Genomic DNA, 20765 nt, shown 5'->3' on the forward strand with positions numbered 1-20765 from the left:
GGAAATATGACTGATTTGGATAAGCAGATTATACATGAGTTGGTAAGTAGCGGTAAGCTTGATATAAACTCAATAGCTGAGATTACCGAAAAGATGGAGATTGGGCTTACTCTTCCTGAAGTTTTGATTGGTGATAACTATATATCACAAGAGCAGTTTGCCGAGCTGTTTTTCCAAAAATACAGAAGAAGACAACTAACATTGCAAGAGATTAGCGATAAGTTCTATTTAGATAAAAGAACTTTTTTAGCAGCCTATGCCAAAGCCAACAACATGACCTATATGGATCTTGATAGTATCTCTGTTGATTATAGACTTTCCGAAAAACTATCAGCTAGTCAATTAAGAAGATTAGAGGCATTTCCAGTAAAGAGCGATGATATCTCTATCTATGTAGCTTTTAAAAATCCTTTTGACCTTGATGCACAGGATAAAATCCAACATATGTTTAACAGAAAGCTTCTTAAAGTTGTTATGTCTGAGCCTGAGCAGATAGATAAATATCTTGATAAGCTTGAGCTAAAGGACAGCATCAAGGGTATTGTTTCAGAGATTAGAAATGAGTTAAGCAATGCAGGAACTGCTGGAGAACAGACAGAGAGCTCAGGTATTTTAAAGCTTATTGAAGTTATTGTCCATCAGTCAGTCATCTCAAGAGGTAGCGATATTCATATTGAGCCAACAGAGAATAGCTGTATAGTTAGAACAAGAATTGATGGTATGCTAACTGAGCTATTTTTATTTGATAGAGATATCTATCCACCACTTGTTTCAAGACTAAAACTTCTTTCAAACATGGATATATCCGAAAGAAGAAAACCTCAAGATGGTAGATTTTCACTAAAAGTTGTAGATAAAGAGTATGACTTTCGTATCTCAACTTTGCCTATATTGACAGGTGAGTCAATAGTTCTAAGAATTTTGGATAAATCTAAAGTTTTGATTAGTCTTGAAAAACTTGGTATGCACCCTGATAGTTTTAAGCGTTTTCAAGCGGCTATGAAAGCTCCATATGGAATTATTCTAGTTACAGGACCTACTGGTTCAGGTAAGACTACAACACTTTATGCAGCACTTAATGATATGAAGAGCATTGAGACTAAAATCATCACTGTTGAAGACCCGGTTGAGTATCAGCTCAATATGATTCAGCAAGTTCACGTCAATGAAAAAGCGGGACTTACCTTTGCAGCAGCTCTTAGATCTATACTTAGACAAGATCCTGATGTTATAATGATTGGTGAGATTAGAGATCAAGAGACACTTCGTATAGCAATACAAGCAGCACTTACTGGACACTTAGTTTTCTCAACACTTCACACAAACGATGCCATTAGCGCAATTCCAAGAATGGCTGATATGGGTATAGAAAACTACCTTATAAGTGGCGCAGTTATCGCTATAGAGGCGCAAAGACTTATAAGAAGATTGTGTCCTCACTGCAAGGTTAGAACTGTTTTGCCTGACAATATGATGTCACACATCAAGCAATATCTTCCACAAAACTACACTTTTTACCGAGCAGTTGGATGTGAGAAGTGTGCGGGTACTGGCTATTCGGGACGTGAAATGATAAGTGAGATACTTACAGTATCTGATAAACTACAAAGTCTAATAGCAACTGGTGCGTCAAAGGATGATATGAAAAAAGTTGCATACGAAGAGGGCTTTATTGATATGTTTCATGATGGAATCATTAGAGCGGCAAAAGGCTCAACTAGTGTAGAAGAGATCTATAGGGTGGCAAGAGAATGAAAAAAATAGAATTTGATGTAAAAGGTAAAGATAAACAAAGGCAGAGAGTTCAGCTTGGAACAAGGAGCCGTTATGGTGGTAGAAATCTCTCAAGACGAGGCTCTTTTAGCAAGATTGCAGAGACAAAACCAGTTACGCTAAATGAGCAATTTGCTGACCTTTCTATAAAGGTTACAAGGCTTCTTGGAGTTGGTGGAAAGGTTAAAACACCAAATTTGGTTGCCTCTGTAAGACAGCTTTCTGTTATGGTAAATGCGGGTATCTCTATACACGATAGTATAAAAGAGGTTGCAAATACCTCCGAAGATAAGGTGCTAAAGCATATTTTTTCTGTCTTAAATGATGATTTGAACTCTGGTCTTAGCTTGACTGAATCTACTGAGAAATTTAAAGAACAGCTTGGCGATATAACGATAGCTATGATAAATTTGGGTGAAAATACAGGTAACATGGCAGAGTCACTTTCAAAGCTCTCTCAAATGCTTGAAGAGGTTTGGGAGAATAAACAGAAATTTAAAAAGGCGATGAGATATCCTATTACTATATTGATTGTTTTGGCTATCGCATTTTTGATACTTATGCTCTTTGTTGTTCCGCAGTTTAGGGAGATATTTGAAGAGCTTGGTGCAAATTTGCCACTTCCAACAAGGATACTTCTAAATATAGAGTATGTCCTTAGCAACTATGGAATTTGGGTGCTTGCGATTTTTGTAGCTTCAATATTTGCACTTATCAATGCCTATAAAAGGAGCGATGAGTTTAAAAAACTTTGGGATAAATATATTCTAAAGGTCTATTTGCTTGGAAAAATTACATTTTTATCTACAATGGCTAGATTTAACCTTATTTTTACTGAGCTAGTAAAAGCTGGAGTTCCAATAGCCGATGCGCTAGATACTGCAATTTTGATGGTTGATAATACAGATATGAAATTTAAACTCTCAACTGTTAAGCCATCAGTTGAGCAAGGTGTAAGCTTAACCGATGCCCTAAGAAATACTGGTTATTATGAAAGCATGCTTATACAGATGATTAGTGCTGGCGAGCAAAGTGGTAGTTTGGAGACTATGCTTGCCAATGTTAGTAACTATTTTAAGCTTAAATTTGATGAGATTATTGACAACATCTCAACCTATGTTGAGCCTATCCTTCTTGTAGTTATGGCAGCGATGGTTATACTTCTAGCTCTTGGTATTTTTATGCCTATGTGGGATCTTGGAAGCGCGGCAAAATCATAGATTGTCAAAATAGACCTAAATTTAGGTCTATTTATCTTTTATTTTTACTATAGTTGTACTTTTGTTAAAGGATTGATGATTTTTAGACTATTTATTTTTATAATAATATCGGCACTTTTTATATTTTTAGGTATATCTACTATCTCACTAAACTACGATATGGTGGGGCTAATTGGCAAAACGATAGGCAGATACAACCTAAAGCTCTTTGGAAGTATTGCCTATATCTATCCTTTTTTATCCGTTTTTATACTCTATTTTATCTACAAAAAAATCACCAAATTTAACTTAAGAGCTTTGGAGCTTCTGTTTGGTGGATTGATACTATTTTTCACACTTTTGATACTTCAAGCCTTTGTTGGCGGCAAAGGTGTCATTGGAGAGTTGATAGTTTTAGGACTTTTGGACTTTATAGGAAGAGTTGGCATAATAGTTTTTATGCTTATGTTACTAACTCTTTCATTTGTTCTTTTTTATGACCAAAACAGCTCTTTGAAATTTATGAAATTTAGACTCTTACAAAAAAAAGATAGTAAAGCTGATAGTTTAGTTGTGGAGCAAAAAAATGAAAATATGCCAGATGAGAGCGTTATAAAAACTATAAAACCACTAAATGGCGAAAAGGAAGAGCTTATTATTAACAAAGAGGATGGAAGTGCTAAATTTGTAACAACCAATAGCGAGCCAAAAAGTGAGTCAAAAGATGAAAAAAAGGTAGAAGTTGTAACAAAAGAGCCTCTAAAACTTGGCGGCGTGCAACATTTAAAAGAGGTTGAGCAAAATAAAAAGATTTTAGATACATTGGAAAAAGGGGCTGTTGAAAAGCCAAAAGATTTTGAACTTCCACCGCTTAAATTTCTAAAAGATCCGCCAAAACAGACCATTGCAGTTGATGAAAAGGAGATTGATAAAAAAATTTACGATCTTCTTGAGAAGTTGAAACGCTTTAAAATAGATGGCGATGTTGTTAGGACCTATAGTGGCCCAGTTGTTACTACCTTTGAGTTTAGACCCGCCGCACATATAAAAATATCAAAAATCTTAACTCTTGAAGATGATCTTGCAATGGCGCTAAAGGCAAAGATTATTCGCATACAAGCGCCAATTCCTGGAAAAAATGCTGTTGGTATTGAGATTCCAAATAAGCAGATAGAGACTATCTATCTAAAAGAGATTTTAGATAGTGATATTTTCAAGTCAGCCAAAAGTTCGCTAACTGTTGCTCTTGGCAAAGATATAGTTGGGCAGCCTTTTGTAACAGATCTAAAAACTCTTCCACATCTCTTGATAGCAGGAACTACTGGAAGTGGAAAGAGCGTTGGGATAAATGCAATGCTTCTAAGCTTGCTTTATAGAAACTCTCCAAAAAGTCTAAGGCTTCTTATGATAGATCCAAAGATGCTTGAGTTTAGTATGTATAATGAAATCCCCCATCTCTTAACACCTGTTATAACTGAGCCAAAAAAGGCGATTGGTGCTCTTTCAAATTTGGTTTTGGAGATGGAGCGAAGATATAAGTTGATGTCAAAAACAAAGACAAAAAACATTGAAAATTACAATGAAAAGATAGCTAAATTTGGCTCTGATGCTGAAAAATTGCCCTATATCGTAGTTATCATTGATGAGCTTGCTGATTTGATGATGACAAGTGGCAAGGATGTTGAGTTTTATATCGGGCGTTTGGCACAGATGGCAAGAGCTAGCGGGATTCATCTCATAGTTGCAACACAACGTCCAAGTGTTGATGTTGTAACTGGCTTTGTAAAGGCAAATTTACCATCTAGAATAAGTTTTAGAGTGAGCCAAAAGATTGATTCTAAGGTTATTTTAGATGAGATGGGTGCAGATGGACTTTTGGGTAGGGGCGATATGCTTTTAAAGCTTCCTGGCTATGAGTCAGTTAGGCTTCATGCGCCTTTTGTAAGCGAGGAAGAGATTATTAAGATAGTTGAGTTTATTAAGGCTCAAGGTGGCGCTTGCTATGATGAGCTCTTTTTGGAGTCGCAAAAAGAGACAAAAGATGGCGAAAGTAGTGATGTCTCAGAGCTTGATGAGCTTTATGAAGAGGCAAAAAACATTGTGCTAAGTGAAAATAAAACCTCCATAAGCTATCTTCAACGAAGACTCAAAATTGGCTACAATAGGGCTGCTAGCATCATGGAGCAGTTAGAAGAGATGGGCGTTTTGTCAGAGATTAATGCCAAAGGACAAAGGGAGATTTTGTGATTGGCAAATTGTCACCACTTATGGGTCAAATTTACCCATATTGGGATAAATTTAACAGGCTAAATTTAGATAGCGCCCTATGAATAAAAGACTCTTTTTTCTTATGAGCACTCTTATTGCTATAGGTATTGTTTTTACACTCTCTCTTCCGATATTTGAAACTCTAAAGTATGGATATAGCTCAATTTACTTTTTTAAAAAACAACTCATTGCTGGAGCTGGAGGACTCTTTTTTGCTTGGTTACTCTCTTTTGTGGGCAATCAAAAGTGGATCTCTAGGATCTGTTTTACTGCTTTGATAATTACAGCGCTACTTATAGTAACTATGCCATTTATGCCACAATCTATGGTAACAAAGGTAAATGGCGCCTATAGATGGATAAGAATATCTGGATTTTCGCTATCGCCAGTTGAGTTTTTTAAAATAGGTTTTATCTATTTTTTTGCATGGAGCTTTACACGCAAGATAACCTATCAAAAGCCAACTATGAGCGATGAGTTTAAGACATTGGTGCCATATCTATTGCTTTTGTTTTTTGCTTCTTTTATTGTTGCAATGTTACAAAATGACATAGGGCAGGTGATGATTTTAGTCATTGTCTTTATGCTTATGCTGTTACTTGCTGGCACTACATTTAAATTTATAGTTTTGGGCATGCTTTTTGCATCGACTATTTTAGGTGGCTTTATCGTCACAAGTCCGCACCGCATAAGAAGAGTTGAGTCTTGGTGGAGTGGAAGTCAAGATGTAATTCTCTCATTTTTTCCATCAAATGTAGCTGACAAGCTTAGAGTTGATGATGTTGAAGCGCCCTATCAAGTAGGTCACTCAATCAACGCCATAAATAACGGCGGCTTTTTTGGTCAAGGACTTGGCGAGGGAATGTTTAAGCTTGGATTTTTATCTGAGGTTCATACGGACTTTGTTTTATCTGGAATGATAGAGGAGATTGGCATTGTTGGGATAGGCGCTGTTTTGTTTATTTTCTTTCTGTTTTTGTATCAAATTTTTTCTATCGCAGATATGTTAAAAGAGAAAAATAGGGTCTATTATCTATTTAGCGCGGGGATTGGACTTATGTTTTTGTTTTCATTTTTGATGAATGGTTTTGGAGTAACATCTATAATACCGATAAAAGGTATCGCAGTGCCATTTTTGAGCTATGGCGGAACTCATATCTTGGCATCTTGCTTCGCAGTGGGGCTAATATTATCTATGTCAAAACAAAAAAAGAGTGAACCATGAAAAAACTTAAAATAGCAATTACAGGTGGTGGAACTGGCGGTCATCTAATGGTCGCCAAATCCTTAGCAAGTGAGCTAGACAATAGAGATATTGAGTGTCTGTTTATTGGCTCTACTAAGGGGCAAGATAGAGAGTGGTTTGCAAACAGCCCTCTTTTTGTGAAAAGTTACTTTTTGGAAAGTAGCGGAGTAATGGACAAAAAAGGGCTTGGCAAAGTTTTTTCTCTCTTAAATATCATAAAACTATCCTTTAGCGCCTTTAGGATTTTGAAAAAAGAAAGAGTAGATTGCGTCATAAGTGTGGGTGGATATAGTGCTGCACCTGCCTCTTTTGCTGCTAAATTTGCTAGAGCCAAGCTCTTTGTCCATGAGCAAAACTTTGTAGTTGGAAGATTAAACAGACTTCTAAAAAATATCTCAGATGGCTTTTATAGCTCTTATGGCAAGGCTACATTTAACTATCCTGTGCAAGAGTCCTTTTTTAAGATAGCTAGAGTAAGAACCAAGTTAAAAAATATCATCTTTTTAGGCGGATCTCAGGGGGCCTCTTTTATAAACTCTTTGGCGTTGCAACTTGCGCCAAATTTGACCAATATGGGTATCTCTATAACTCATCAGTGTGGCAAGGCACAATATGAGGAGATGGTAAATGAGTATAAAAAACTTGGCATAAAGGTCAATCTTTTTGCTTTTAGTAAGAACATCAAAGATGAGTTGCAAAAGGCAGATATCGCCATATCAAGAGCAGGAGCTAGCACTGTTTGGGAGCTTTGTGCTGCTTTGTTGCCAACTATTTTTATACCATATCCATTGGCTGCTAACAATCATCAATACTTCAACGCTAAATTTCTAAAAGAGCAAGGGCTTGGAGAGGTGATAGAACAGCAAGATGTTACCAAAGAACTCATCTTAAAAACTATCAAAGAGCTTCCGCTTGAAAAGATGAGTAGTGGGCTTAAAGGGAGTATAAATTTGGGTGGCGCTAAAGAGATAGTTGATGATATTTTAAATAAAATAGAGAGATAAATTTAACTATTGTGCTTGAAAGTGCTAAATTAAGGATTGTTTTTTATCCTTTTAGATAAAATAGTCAATCAAATTTTAAGGAGGTTTTATGAAAAAAGTCGCTTTGGCATTTTTTGCTTTGGTTTTAAGCCTTGGTCTTGAAGCCAGTGAGCCAAAATATGGCGGAACACTGGTCTTTGGAAGAGGCGGCGATAGCTCAACTCTTGATCCATCTCACGCAACTGATGGCGAGAGTTTGTATGGCTCAACACAAGTTTATGACAACTTAGTTCAGTTTAAATATGGCTCAACAGAGATTGAACCTGCTTTAGCAAAGAGTTGGGATATAAGTGATGATGGTCTTGAATATACATTTTATCTACGTGAGGGCGTATATTTTGCACCAACTAGCTATTTTAAGAAAAAGGTAGAATTTACAGCAGATGATGTAGTTTTTTCTATAAAAAGACAGTATGACAAGAGCAATCCTTACAACAAAGTTGGCGGTGCGTTTGAGTATTGGCTAGCTATGGATATGGATAACATCATAAAAGATGTTGTAAAGATTGACAAATATACAGTTAAATTTACCCTTAAGAAAAAAGAGGCTCCATTTTTAGCCAATATCGCTATGGACTTTGCCTCAATACTTTCAAAAGATTATGCAGATGAGCTTTTGAAAAATAACAAAGCCGACAACATAAACCGCTATCCTGTAGGAACTGGACCATTTATCTTTCAAAAGTGGATTAAAGATGATAGGATGATATTTACTGCCAACAAAGAGTATTGGAATGGCAGACCTTATGTAGATAGACTTATCATGAGAGTTATACCAAACAACTCAGTTAGGGCTGCTGAGCTAAAAACAGGACAAATTCATATTATGGACTTTCCAAATCCAGCAGAGGTAAAAGAATTAAAAGAAAATCCAAACATCAAGCTAGTAGAGCAAGAAGGAATGAATGTTGGCTATCTTGCGCTAAACAATAAGAAAAAAGAGTTTCAAGATCTTAGAGTTAGACAAGCTATCAACTATGCTATAAACAAAAAAGCTATAGTTGATGCTGTTTATGAGGGCTTTGGTAAAGTTACAAATGCTCCATTGCCACCTAGCATGTGGGGATACAATCCAAATTTAAAAACATATGACTATGATCCAAACAGAGCAAAAGAGCTACTAAAAGAGGCAGGATATGAAAATGGCTTTAATGTAACACTCTATGCTATGCCAGTTCCTAGACCATATATGCCAGATGGAAGAAAGGTTGCAGAGGCTATGCAAGCAGATCTTGCTAAAGTTGGTATCAATGCAACAATAGTTAGCTATGACTGGACAACATATCTAGAAAAGATAAAAAATTTAGAGCATGATATGTGCCTTATGGGTTGGACAGGAGACAATGGCGATCCAGATAACTTCTTATATGTTTTACTAAGCAAAGCCGCTCTTAGAGCGCCTGCACAAAACTATGCTTATTGGGATAATGATGAGTTTAATAGACTTATAACCGAGGCAAAAGAGACAAGCGATCATAACAAGAGAGATGAACTTTACAAAGAGGCTCAAGTTATCTTTGCAAATGAAGTTCCGTGGGTTACTTTGGCCAACTCAGTTCTAATTCAGCCTATGCAAAAATTTGTAAATGGCTTCAAAATCGACCCTGTTGGTAAAAAGAGATTTCATAAGGTTTGGTTAGACAAATAATGTTTAAATACATTTTAAAAAGAATTTTGTGGGCGGTGCCATCGCTTTTTGGTATTACGGTGCTAGTTTTTTCTATGATTCACCTAATACCGGGCGATCCAGCACTCGCTCTCCTTGGTGAACATGCTACAGAAAAGAGTGTTAAGGAGTTAAGAGCACATTTAGGACTTGATAAACCTCTATATGAGCAATATGCAACCTACATCAAAAACATATCAAAAGGCGATTTTGGCAACTCCATAAAAACCAAAGAGCCAGTTTTGGCTGAGTTTAAAGAGCGCTTTATTGCTACAGTTGAGCTTAGTTTGGTTGCTATGTTTTTTGCTATCATCATAGGAATTGGCGCGGGCATAATATCGGCTGTGAAGCGATATAGTCTGTTTGATTATAGCTCTATGTTTGTAGCTTTGGCGGGAGTTTCTATGCCTGTTTTTTGGCTTGGTCTGATGCTTATCTACTTTTTTAGTATTAAACTTGGTTGGCTTCCTGTTTCGGGACGACTTGGATATGAGTTTTATGTAGATCAAGTAACTGGATTTTATCTTATAGATACACTTTTGGCAGGCGATAAAGAGGCATTTGTTGATGCGCTTAAACATCTCATACTTCCAGCTATTGCACTTGGAACTATCCCTATGGCAATCATTGCAAGAATGAGCCGCTCTAGCATGAGCGATGTGTTAAAAGAAGACTACATAAAAACTGCTAAGGCAAAGGGGTGTAGTAACTTTAGAGTTATAATGATACATGCTTTAAAAAACGCTATGATACCAATTGTCACCATTATCGGACTTATGTTTGGCTCTTTGTTTGCTGGTGCGATTTTGACTGAGACAACATTTTCTTGGCCAGGTGTTGGAAAGTGGCTTGTAAATGCAGTCTATCAAAGAGATTTTCCTATCATTCAGTCAGCAACGCTTATTATAGCAACTCTTTTTGTAGTTATAAATTTACTCACAGATCTGCTCTATGCAGTTATCAATCCAAAAATAAGGCTTAGCTAATGTTTGGTCAGTTGGTATTACAATTTAAGAAAAATTACTTTGCACTTTTTGGACTTTTTATAGCACTTGGTCTTATTATCTCAGCTATCTTTGCACCATTTTTAGCCCCTTATGATCCATATGTGCAAGATCTTTCACAACGTTTAATTGAGCCATTTTATGGAGAAAATGGAAGTTTTAAGCATATCCTTGGGACGGATGATTTTGGAAGGGATCTTTTTAGTAGAATTGTCTATGGAACTAGAGTTTCTATCTTAATTGGCGTCATCTCTGTAGTTATCTCACTCTTTTTTGGACTTATTTTAGGTCTTAGTTCTGGCTATTATGGTGGCAAAGTTGATTTGGTGGTGATGAGAATTGTTGATATTATGCTAGCAATTCCAGCTATTTTGCTAGCTATTGTTATAGTTGCCATTTTGGGACCTAGCCTCTATAATGCGATGATTGCCATAGGAATTGTTGGAATTCCAACTTATGCTAGAGTTATTAGAGCAAGTGTCATGGCAGAAAAAGAAAAAGAGTATGTTACAGCCTCTAGGATAAATGGAAGTAGCGACCTTAGACTTATGCTTTTTATCATACTTCCAAACTGCTTAAGCCCAATAATAGTCCAATCAACAATGGGTTTTGCAAGTGCAGTTTTGGAGGCCGCTGGGCTTAGCTTTTTGGGACTTGGAGCACAACCGCCATTGGCAGAGTGGGGCTCAATGCTTTCAAATTCGCTTCAATACATCACCACAGCCTACTGGATGATACTCTATCCTGGACTTGCTATCTTTTTGACAGTGCTAGGCTTTAATCTCATCGGAGATGCACTAACCGATGCCCTAGATCCGAAGTTAAGGAGTAGATAGTGCTTTTAGATGTTAGAAATTTAAGTGTCTCTTTTAGAAGTGATTATGGCTTAATTGACGCAGTAAAAGCTATTGATTTTACTTTAGAGGAGAATAAAACTCTTTGTATTGTTGGCGAGAGTGGAAGTGGCAAAAGTGTCACTAGCCTTTCTATAATGGGACTTTTGGACGAAAATGCTATTATAAATAGTGGTGAAATTTATTTTAATGATAGAGATCTTTTGACTCTAAGTAAAAAGGAGTTAAAAAAGATAGTAGGATCGCAAATTTCTATGATTTTTCAAGAGCCAATGACTAGTCTTAATCCAAGCTTAACTATCGGCTATCAAATAGGCGAAGTATTAAAGATACATGAGCCACATTTAAGCAAAAAAGAGCATAAAAAAAAGATAATTGAGAGTCTTGAGATGGTCAAGATTAAAAATCCTGAGCAAAGGGCAAAAGAGTATCCATTTAAGCTAAGTGGTGGACAAAGACAAAGAGTTATGATCGCTCAAGCGATGGTTTGCAAGCCAAAGCTACTCATTGCCGATGAGCCAACAACAGCGCTTGATGTAACTATACAAGCAGAGGTTATTAGGCTTATGAAAGAGCTACAAAATGAGCATAATATGTCAATTTTGTTGATAACTCACGATCTTGGCGTAGTTAGCGGCATTGCTGATAATATTGCTGTTATGTATAAAGGCGTTGTAGTTGAGACTGGAAGTGCAAAAGATGTTTTATATGACCCTAGACATCCCTACACAAAAGCCCTAATTGGCGCTATTCCAGAGGCAAAAAAGCCAAAGCAACGACTTGATTTTGTTGATGAAAATGTAGATTATTTGAGCTTTAAAAAAGAGATAAGATGAATTTATTTGAGATAGAAAACCTTAAGAGATATTTTATTGTTAAAGATGGATTTTTTAAAAAAGCCCCAATTAAGGCGGTTGATGACATTAGTTTTGAGCTAAAAAAGGGCGAGATTTTAAGTATAGTTGGTGAGAGTGGTTGTGGCAAAAGCACCACTGCAAAGCTTCTTATTGGTATAGACAATCCAACTGATGGCAAGATATTGTTTAAGCAAAAAGATAGAACCAAATTTAGAGGCTCAGAGCTAAAAGAGTTTAGAAAAAGCGTTCAGATCATCTTTCAAGATCCCTACTCAAGTCTAAATCCACGTTGGAAAGTGGGTAAAATCATAGCCGAGCCTTTGGAGCTAAACTCAAATTTAAACAAAAAAGAGATCAAAGAAGAGGTTTTGGCCATTATGCAAAAAGTGGGTTTAAAACAGGAGTGGTATGAGCGCTATCCACATCAGTTTAGTGGCGGTCAAAGGCAGCGTATAGGTATTGCAAGAGCTCTTATTTTAAAGCCTGAAGTTATAATTTGTGATGAGCCAGTAAGCGCACTTGATGTAAGTATTCAAGCGCAAGTTTTAAACCTTTTGTTGGATTTGCAAGAGGAGTTTGGGCTGACATATCTTTTTATTAGCCATGATCTTGGCGTAGTTAGACACATAAGTGATAGAATTTTGGTTATGCAACTTGGAAAGATAGTTGAGAGGGGAACTACAGAAGAGATATTTGAAAATCCACAGCATGAATTTACAAAAACTCTCATCGAGGCAATTCCTAAGATATAGCCAAATTTGACCCACTTAAAGCATTTATCCTTTGAGATAATATTTTTCTACAACTTTTAAGCAAACATTTTATACAATAAGCTCTACATAAATTTAAAGGATTGAGATGAAAAAAATTTTGTTAGCTCTATTTTTTAGCGCAACTATACTATTTGGCTTTGAGATAGTCGATATGAGAGGCGTTAAGGTTGAGATAAAAGAGCCATTAAAAAGTGTTGCAACTATAGATGATGGCTTTGTTGAAGGGGTGATGACACACCTTGGAGTTATTGACAAAGTTAAAGTTATCGGCTCTTGGAGTATGAAAAGAGACTATAAATACAACTTTGAAACAGTAAGTGGCGAAAAATACACTCTTAGCGGTTGGAATACTATGAAGTATCTTCACCCTTGGTTAGATGAGCTTCCATGTATAAACTCGCCTCAAGGCAATATCATAAACTATGAAGAGCTTGCCAAAAACAATCCTGACTTAGTCATTCTTAGAGTAGGCGATTGTACCATAAGAGGTGGCAATGCGGCAAATACGGAGCAGGCGATAAAAACTATAGAAAATTTAGGGCTAAATTTGGCTGTTATCTACTCGCCATCATATTATAAAAGATCAGATCTCTCAACTATGAGAGATGAGATAGCAGTTATTGGCGATATATTTGGGCAAAAAGAGCGTGCTTTGCGACTTTATGACTATTTGCATAGCACAGAAGAGCTCATCAAAGCAAGAACAAAAGATATCAAAGAGAGGGCAACTATGCTCTATATCGGACTTTCACCATCTGTTAGAAAAAAGGGTGGAGTAGGGCTTGTAAATGGCATAGATACGCCAGAGTCCTATATCATAGAGAAGATAGCCAATGCCAAAAACGCCTTTACGCACAATGGCACAAATGTTATGTTAAATGCAGAGCAAATTTATGCACTTGATCCTGATGTTATCATTCTTCCAACCTCAAATGGCTATCATCCACCAAGAGAGCTTTATGAGTCACCTGATTTTACCTTGCTTAGCGAACTAAAAGCTGTAAAAGAGAAAAGAGTCTATGCAATGCCTTGGTCGCCGATGAATTGCTCTAGAAGAGTTGAGTATCCGCTAGATATGCTAATCATCGCAAAAGCTGCCTATCCAAAGCTTTTTAGTGATATCAAAGTCCATGAGTTTGCACTTAAATTTTACAAAGATGTCTATGGCGTAGATGATGAAACAGCAGTTGCTCTAAGAAGCCATCAGATACTTGACTGGGCTGTTGAGACAGATTTTTAATGACAAAAAGGTTTTTAATACTCTCTATTGTCGTTGCTTTGCTGGTCTTTGCGATACTTTATGGGCTAGTTGCTGGTAACTATGAGATATCGGCAACTACCATAAAAAATGTCTTATCCAATGAGATTTTTGGTCTAAATTTGGGCGAGTATAAAAAGATGGATAAGGTCATAGTTTATGACATAAGACTCCCTAGAATTTTGATGGCTATCTTAGTTGGTTTTGCTCTTGCACTTTCTGGCGCTGTCTATCAAGGCTGTTTTAGAAATCCACTAGTTGAGCCATTTATCTTGGGAGCCTCTTCTGGCGCTGCTTTTGGCGCCTCATTTGCAATTATATTTGCTCTTAAGTTTATGGGACTTTTTGCCTTTGCTTTCTCTATCTTTGCAGTATTTTTGGCCTATTTTTTAGCCAAAGGCAGAGATGGGACGCCGGTTGTTGCTTTGATTTTGAGTGGAGTTATAATTGGCTCTATCTTTTCAGCTTTGGTTTCGATTTTGAAGTATGTAAGCGATGATACTGGACTTAGAGAGATAACTTTTTGGATAATGGGCGGACTTTACTACTCAAATTTAAAAGATGTTGCCATACTTTTTGGAGTCCTTTTTATAGTCTTTTGCCTACTTTTTATCTTTAGTTATCGCCTAAATTTGCTCTCTCTTGGAGATATTGAGGCAAAGACTTTGGGGATAAATCCTGAGATAAACAAGCTCTTTTTTATAGCTTTAGCTACGCTTATTACAGCTTTGTCTGTTGCAAATGTAGGGATTATTGCTTGGATTGGACTTATGATGCCTCATGCTACAAGGCTTTTAATAGGAGCAGACAATAGATGGGTTTTGCCACTAAGTGGGCTTTTGGGTGCCATTTATCTGGTAGTTTGTGACACTATCGCACGAACTCTAACCCCAACTGAAATTCCAGTAGGTATCATCACTTCGATACTTGGAGCACCATTTTTGATATGGCTTATTAGAGATAAAAAAGAGGAGCTATTAAGATGATAGATGTAAAAGAGCTCTCTTTTTCATATGGCAAAAAAAGTGTCTTAAATTCGGTTAGTTTTAGTTGCAAAAACAACCAACTCTACTGCCTGCTTGGCGCAAATGGAAGTGGAAAAAGCACTCTTTTTAAATGTATTATGAACTTTCTTAAGCCAAATGGCGGCACTATTGAGATAAACAGAGAAGATATTACAGACAAAACTCACGCATGGATGGCAAGGCAGATCTCTTATGTTGCTCAGCAGAGCAATCCAACTTTCTCTTTTACGGTTTTAGAGATCGTTCTTATGGGAAGAGCGCTTGAGTTAAGAGGCGGGCTTTTTCACAAAAAAGAGGATATAGAGCTTGCTTGCAACGCGCTTGAGAGAGTTGGGATAATTCATCTAAAGGATAAGATAGCGATGAATTTAAGTGGCGGACAGAGACAGCTAGTTTTTATAGCAAGAGCAATAGTTCAAAACGCCCCTATAATGATATTGGATGAGCCAACTTCAGCGCTTGATTTTAAAAATCAAATATTGTTTTATAAGATTGTAAAAGAGATATCAAAGACAAAGACGGTCATAGTTTGCACACATGATCCAAATCACGCTTTGTGGTTTGGCGATGAGATAATCGGACTAAAAGAGGGAAGAGTTTTGTTTGTCACTAAGCCGCAAGAGATGAGTGAAGAGCTACTTTTTGAGCTTTATGATAAAAAATGCAAGCTTTTTAGAAGTGAAAATTTTATAAAACCTTTGGTATAAATTTAAAAGTGAAATTTGAAATTTAGAGTTGAAAACTGAAAGTTAAAATTTAAGAGTGAAATTTAAAGTTGAAATTTAAAGTTGAAATTTAAGATTAAGAATTGAAATTTAAGATTAAGAATTGAAATTTAAGATTAAGAATTGAAATTTAAGATTAAGAATTGAAATTTAAAAGATAGATTAAAAATTTAAAGTTGAAATTTAAGAGTTTAGGAGCTTTTGCCCCTAAACTTTATTAAAGAGATTTTAAAAGTAGATCGCTTAACTCTTTTGCAAGAGTAGTTGGATCTTCTAGCTCAATGCCCTCTTGAATTTTGCAGATATTTAACAAGATATTTGCATTTTTGGATAGTCCTAGCTCATCTTTTTGGAGCTTTTTTACTATTTCGTGGTTTGGATTTAGCTCTAAAATAGGCTTGATTGAGCCAATATCTTGCCCCATTTGCTTTAGAAGTTGTTGTGTCGCAAAGTCTGGATCATTTTTGTCAAAAATAAGGCATGCAGGCGATGAGTCTAGTTTGGTGGTATATCGCACCTCTTTTACGCTCTCTTTTAAACTCTCATTTAGTTTGGCAAGTAGCGCCTTTTCATCACTGCTATACTCCTTTTTCTCCTCTTCTAACTCAACCTCTTTTACTGCTTTAAAAGGTGTGCCATCATAGTTCATAACCATCGGCATAACGATACTATCTATCTCATCATCGTAGAGCAAAACTTCAATATTTTTTTGATTAAACTGCTCCAGTAGTGGCGAGTTTTTCAATATCTTTGCATTCTTTCCTGCGATATAATAGATCTCTTTTTGCTCTTTTTGCATATTTTTCTTATACTCATCTAGGGTGATTGGCTCATCTTTTAAACTCGACTTAAAGAGGCAGAGTTTTAGGATATCGTCTTTGTTTGGACTAAAACCATAAAGTCCCTCTTTTAGGACCTTGCCAAAGAGAGTGTAAAATTTCTTAAACTTATCCATATCGCTTTCTTGAGTTTTTTTAAGCTCGCTTAGGATTTTTTTGATGCTTTGCTCTTTTACAGTTCGCATGATGGCGTTATCTTGAAGTAGCTCACGACTTACATTTAAGGGCAAGTCTTCAACATCAATTATCCCTCTTACAAATCTAAGGTAAGATGGCAAAAGCTCTTTTTCATCATCGGTTATAAAGACTCTTTTTACATAGAGCTTCACACCACTTTGATAGTCGGCACGAAAGAGGTCAAAAGGCTCAACACTTGGTATGAAAAATAGTGTTTGATACTCGACCATTCCCTCTGCTTTGGTGTGAATGTATAAAAGTGGATCGTTGCTATCGTGACTAATTTGTTTATAAAAGTCAAAATAATCCTGCTCTTTTAAATTTTGTTTTGGCATTCTCCAAAGGGCTGAGGCTTTGTTGATTTGGCTATTTACTATCTCTGTTTTTCCATCTTTCTCTCCCTCTTTTGGTGGGATATAGTTGCTTTTATCCATAAAGATTGGATAGGGGATGTGATTTGAGTATTTTTTTATAATTGACTCTATGTTGTATTGGTCCAAAAACTCATCATCTTTTAAAAATAGTGTTATAGTTGTTCCAAAGCTCTCTTTTTTGCACTCTTTGATAGTAAAGTTTGTAGTGTCACTGCTCCACTCATATGCCTCTTTTTCCAAAGGCTTTTTGCTAGTGACATTGATTTTGCTAGCTACCATAAAGGCTGCATAAAAGCCAACTCCAAACTGACCGATGAGATTGGAGTCCTTTTTGGCATCACCACTTAACTCTTTTATGAAGTTTTTTGTGCCACTTTTTGCAATGGTTCCTAAATTTGAGATGAGTTCATCTTTGCTCATGCCAATACCATTATCACTTATGGTTAGTGTTTTTGCCTCTTTGTCGGTAGAGATATCGATACGTGGCGTGTAGGTGAGCTTTTTATATCTCTCATCAGTAAGCGTTAGATAGTGCAACTTATCAAGCGCATCGGAGGCATTTGAGATAAGTTCTCTTAAAAAAATTTCCTTGTTTGAGTAGAGCGAGTGAATCATCAGTGACAAAAGTTCATTGACCTCTGTTTGAAACTCAAAATTTTCTATTTTGTTTTTTTCTTTTTGTTCCATATCATTCTCCTAAATTTAATTAGCAGAGTATAGCACAAAGTGATTAATATTTGTCAAATATTGATAGTGTTACTATCAACTATCTTTATATCCAACAAAACAAACGGCTGAAATTTAGATAAATTTATCTCTTGAACACACGCAAAAGAGTCTTTAAATTTACTCTTTAGCTCTCTCTTTTTTTATCCAGCCAATTATATTGTTGTCTAGTAAAATCTTGATATAATCCCCATTTTTAGCCAAAATTTCTCCCTTTTCATCTTTTGGTGTAAGGTAAAAAATGGTTGAGTTTTCAAGTGGCAGTATTCTAATCTGACTATCTTTTAAAACAACTATTTTTTCATAATTTGTTTGAGAGTAGAGTAGGTAGATAGCTAAAAGCACGGCAAAGATAAGTGGCGTTGTGTTTCTTGCAATTATCGCCATAACGATAAAAATACCAATGATAGTTAAGATAGTGATAAATTTATAAAAGACAAATGAGTTCTCTTTTGGGTTTAGTCCGCTTTGAGTGCTTAGAGTTTCTAGTTCTAAATTTATCTTTAAATTTATCTGCTCAAATTTGGTTGTTATCTGGTTGAAGTAGGAAAAGCTAAACTCATCCATCTCTTTTGGAATGACTGCAAAATAATATCCGCTCTCTTTTCCTATGCCGCCTCTAATTGACTCAACGCCCTGTTTTATAATGCGTTTATCATCTATAAAAAAGGTTGAAAGGTTGGTATTTAGCGAGCCAATTTCAACGGTTAAGAGGTTGGAGTTTTCATCAAACCTAGAAACCTTATGACTCTTTACCCAGAGTCTATTTGCAACACTATGAGAGTAGTTTTTGGGACCATCAAGTTTTTTAAAGGTTGGCATATTGAAGCTAATGGTGGCATCTTGAAAAAGCTCGCCATTTTTTATTAGCTCCATTTTAATGCTCTCTATCTTTGCACTCTCGTCTAATCCCTCAAACCAAAGTGTTGTTTTATAGACATTGCCATCTTTTTGCCAGCTAAAATTATCTTTGTTTAGCCATATAAGTGAGCTGTTTTTGTTGATAGTAAGCAGTGGAGTAGCGTCGATATCTTGCTGTATATTGCCACTTAATACTACATTAAAAATCTCATTTAGATAGAGAGTTCTTGGGATATTTGAAAGTGAGAGAAGTAGTTTAGTTTTCTCTGGCTCTTGATAAATTTTAGACTCATCGATGTTTAAATTCTCTTCATCGCTTGGAGTTATGTTTATTAGCTCATTTATATTGGGCGATTTGGAGCTATTTATAATCTCATCGTTGCTTTGAGGTCTAAGCTCTAGCAGAGGATCTGTGGCAAATGCAGCAACAAAAAGCGCGGCAATGGCAAAAAGGGCTTTTCTCAAATTAGCCCTTTAAGCATCCTAATGCCATCAACATAGCCTAAAATCTCTTCTACCGCTCTTTCTGGATGCGGCATAAGACCAAAGATTTTCTTTTTTTCATCACAAATTCCTGCTATAGCATCGCGTGAGCCGTTTGGTGCTGTTTCATTGCCATGTTCATCGCAGTATTTTAGAAGTATCAGTTCTTTGTCATAGAGTTTTTTTAAGCCATCATCATCTATAAAATAGTTGCCATCAGCGTGTGCTATAGGAAGTTGGATAATCTCATCTTTTTTAAAGTTTTTTAAGAGTTTGTTATCGTTATTGATAACTTTTAAATTTAAAAATTTAGAGATAAAATCAAGCTCTTTATTTTTTATCATGGCACCTTTTAAAAGTCTTAACTCTAAAAGTAGTTGAAAACCATTGCAAATTCCCAGAATATAACCACCTTTTTTTGCATAATCAAGAAGTGGCTCTATGACTGGAGTAAGCTTTGCTATGGCGGCACTTCTTAGGTAGTCCCCATAACTAAAGCCACCGGGCAAGACAACCAAGTCAGCATCTATCTTTTCTCTGCTTGTGTGCCAAATAAACTGAGTTTTGGCGCCAAGTAGCTTAAAAGCATACTCCATATCTCTATCGCAATTTGTCCCTAAAAAAGTTATAATTGCTACTTTCATAAGACTATCTCATACTCTTCAACTACGGTGTTCGCTAAGAACTCTTCACAAGCTTTTTTAAGAGCTGCTTTTGCACTCTCTTTGTCTGTAGCTGGATTTAGCTCTATAACTATCTGCTTGCCAATTCTTACATCTTTGATATCTTTGTTGCCTTTGGATTTGAGCGCCTGCAGGACAGCTTTTCCAGCAGGATCTAAAATACCATCTTTAAGTTTTATGTTAATAACTGCTTTCATCTATTTTGCCTTGCTCATTATTCTTTTTAAAACCTCTTCATAGGCAACTTTAACACTTCCAATACCTTGTCTAAATCTATCTTTGTCTAGTTTTTCGTTGGTGTTTTTGTCCCAAAATCTGCAGCTATCTGGGCTTATCTCATCGGCTAAGATGATATTTCCATCTTTATCTCTTCCAAACTCAACCTTAAAGTCAATAAGTCTAAGCTCTCTTTCGTCGAAAAACTTAACCAATATTTTATTTATCTGTCTAGCCATATCTTTTATGCGAACTAGGTCATTTTCGCTCTTTACAGCATTCAAAATAAGGCAATGTTCATCATTTAAGATAGGATCTCCAAGCTCATCATTTTTATAGCAAAACTCAACAAGTGCAAATGGAAGTATAGTTCCCTCTTTGATATTTAGTCTCTTTGTAAGACTGCCTGTTGCTACGTTTCTTACAATAACTTCAAGTGGGATTATGCTGCATTTTTTAACAAGTTGATTGTTGTCATCTATAATCTCAACAAGATCGGTATTTACACCTTTTTCTTCAAGTAGCTTAAAAATTTGAGTGCTTATTTTGTTATTTAGTGCACCTTTTCCAGCCTCTTTTGACTTTTTTTCACCATTAAATGCAGTAAGATCATCTTTAAATTCAGATATTAAAAAATCATTACTCTCATTTATTGACCACATTTTCTTGCCTTTACCCTCATAGATCATCTCTTTTTTGGTAGCTTTCATCACTT

18 protein-coding genes are annotated in these 20765 nt (G+C 36.1%); 13 read left to right on the plus strand and 5 right to left on the minus strand.

The annotated features are described in order from the left end of the window. Positions 1-6: 6 nt before the first annotated feature. The 13 genes from Q0X52_RS04635 to Q0X52_RS04695 all read left to right on the plus strand — a co-directional run bounded on the left by Q0X52_RS04635 (position 7) and on the right by Q0X52_RS04695 (position 15673). Positions 7-1755 carry a GspE/PulE family protein gene (locus Q0X52_RS04635; RefSeq protein ID WP_297575455.1) on the plus strand — a complete coding sequence of 583 codons (1749 nt, stop codon included), beginning with the start codon at positions 7-9 and terminating at the stop codon, positions 1753-1755. Continuing rightward, entirely contained in the window at positions 1752-2993 is a 1242-nt protein-coding gene (locus Q0X52_RS04640; RefSeq protein WP_297575457.1) for a type II secretion system F family protein, read from the plus strand. Before Q0X52_RS04635 ends, Q0X52_RS04640 begins: the two co-directional genes overlap by 4 nt. A 75-nt stretch (positions 2994-3068) precedes the next feature. After that, positions 3069-5219: a DNA translocase FtsK gene (locus Q0X52_RS04645; RefSeq protein ID WP_297575458.1), complete on the plus strand. Its 2151-nt coding sequence runs from the start codon at positions 3069-3071 to the stop codon at positions 5217-5219. A gap of 79 nt (positions 5220-5298) precedes the next feature. Further along, positions 5299-6465, plus strand: a complete 1167-nt coding sequence (locus Q0X52_RS04650; protein ID WP_297575460.1) for an FtsW/RodA/SpoVE family cell cycle protein — start codon at positions 5299-5301, stop codon at positions 6463-6465. Further along, entirely contained in the window at positions 6462-7490 is a 1029-nt protein-coding gene (gene murG / locus Q0X52_RS04655) for an undecaprenyldiphospho-muramoylpentapeptide beta-N-acetylglucosaminyltransferase (RefSeq protein ID WP_297575462.1), read from the plus strand. The genes Q0X52_RS04650 and murG overlap by 4 nt, the downstream gene beginning before the upstream one ends. An 88-nt stretch (positions 7491-7578) precedes the next feature. Then, positions 7579-9177, plus strand: coding sequence for an ABC transporter substrate-binding protein (locus Q0X52_RS04660; protein WP_297575464.1), 1599 nt, complete (start codon positions 7579-7581; stop codon positions 9175-9177). After that, positions 9177-10181, plus strand: a complete 1005-nt coding sequence (locus Q0X52_RS04665) for an ABC transporter permease (protein ID WP_297575466.1) — start codon at positions 9177-9179, stop codon at positions 10179-10181. The genes Q0X52_RS04660 and Q0X52_RS04665 overlap by 1 nt, the downstream gene beginning before the upstream one ends. Further along, positions 10181-11035, plus strand: a complete 855-nt coding sequence (locus Q0X52_RS04670) for an ABC transporter permease (protein ID WP_297575468.1) — start codon at positions 10181-10183, stop codon at positions 11033-11035. Before Q0X52_RS04665 ends, Q0X52_RS04670 begins: the two co-directional genes overlap by 1 nt. After that, positions 11035-11889 carry an ABC transporter ATP-binding protein gene (locus Q0X52_RS04675; protein WP_297575470.1) on the plus strand — a complete coding sequence of 285 codons (855 nt, stop codon included), beginning with the start codon at positions 11035-11037 and terminating at the stop codon, positions 11887-11889. The genes Q0X52_RS04670 and Q0X52_RS04675 overlap by 1 nt, the downstream gene beginning before the upstream one ends. Continuing rightward, positions 11886-12662 (plus strand): ABC transporter ATP-binding protein, encoded by a 777-nt coding sequence (locus Q0X52_RS04680; protein WP_297575472.1) that lies wholly within the window; start codon positions 11886-11888, stop codon positions 12660-12662. Before Q0X52_RS04675 ends, Q0X52_RS04680 begins: the two co-directional genes overlap by 4 nt. A 106-nt stretch (positions 12663-12768) precedes the next feature. Next, positions 12769-13923: an ABC transporter substrate-binding protein gene (locus tag Q0X52_RS04685; protein WP_297575474.1), complete on the plus strand. Its 1155-nt coding sequence runs from the start codon at positions 12769-12771 to the stop codon at positions 13921-13923. After that, positions 13923-14927: an iron ABC transporter permease gene (locus Q0X52_RS04690; RefSeq protein WP_297575476.1), complete on the plus strand. Its 1005-nt coding sequence runs from the start codon at positions 13923-13925 to the stop codon at positions 14925-14927. Before Q0X52_RS04685 ends, Q0X52_RS04690 begins: the two co-directional genes overlap by 1 nt. Then, entirely contained in the window at positions 14924-15673 is a 750-nt protein-coding gene (locus tag Q0X52_RS04695; protein WP_297575478.1) for an ABC transporter ATP-binding protein, read from the plus strand. The genes Q0X52_RS04690 and Q0X52_RS04695 overlap by 4 nt, the downstream gene beginning before the upstream one ends. Positions 15674-15908: 235 nt before the next feature. Here the strand turns inward: Q0X52_RS04695 and htpG are convergent, their stop codons facing one another. The 5 genes from htpG to purC form a co-directional block, all read right to left on the minus strand. Further along, the gene (gene htpG / locus Q0X52_RS04700) at positions 15909-17768 is read right to left on the minus strand and encodes a molecular chaperone HtpG (RefSeq protein ID WP_297575480.1); all 1860 of its coding nucleotides are present in this window, start codon (positions 17766-17768) and stop codon (positions 15909-15911) included. A 159-nt stretch (positions 17769-17927) separates the two neighbouring features. Further along, positions 17928-19133, minus strand: coding sequence for a hypothetical protein (locus Q0X52_RS04705; protein ID WP_297575482.1), 1206 nt, complete (start codon positions 19131-19133; stop codon positions 17928-17930). Beyond that, the gene (purQ, locus tag Q0X52_RS04710) at positions 19130-19795 is read right to left on the minus strand and encodes a phosphoribosylformylglycinamidine synthase I (protein ID WP_297575484.1); all 666 of its coding nucleotides are present in this window, start codon (positions 19793-19795) and stop codon (positions 19130-19132) included. Before purQ ends, Q0X52_RS04705 begins: the two co-directional genes overlap by 4 nt. Beyond that, positions 19792-20031, minus strand: a complete 240-nt coding sequence (gene purS / locus Q0X52_RS04715) for a phosphoribosylformylglycinamidine synthase subunit PurS (RefSeq protein ID WP_297575486.1) — start codon at positions 20029-20031, stop codon at positions 19792-19794. Before purS ends, purQ begins: the two co-directional genes overlap by 4 nt. Then, positions 20032-20760: a phosphoribosylaminoimidazolesuccinocarboxamide synthase gene (gene purC, locus Q0X52_RS04720; protein WP_297575487.1), complete on the minus strand. Its 729-nt coding sequence runs from the start codon at positions 20758-20760 to the stop codon at positions 20032-20034. Positions 20761-20765: the final 5 nt, after the last annotated feature.

Source organism: uncultured Campylobacter sp., assembly GCF_947255105.1.
Taxonomy (GTDB): Bacteria; Campylobacterota; Campylobacteria; order Campylobacterales; family Campylobacteraceae; genus Campylobacter_B.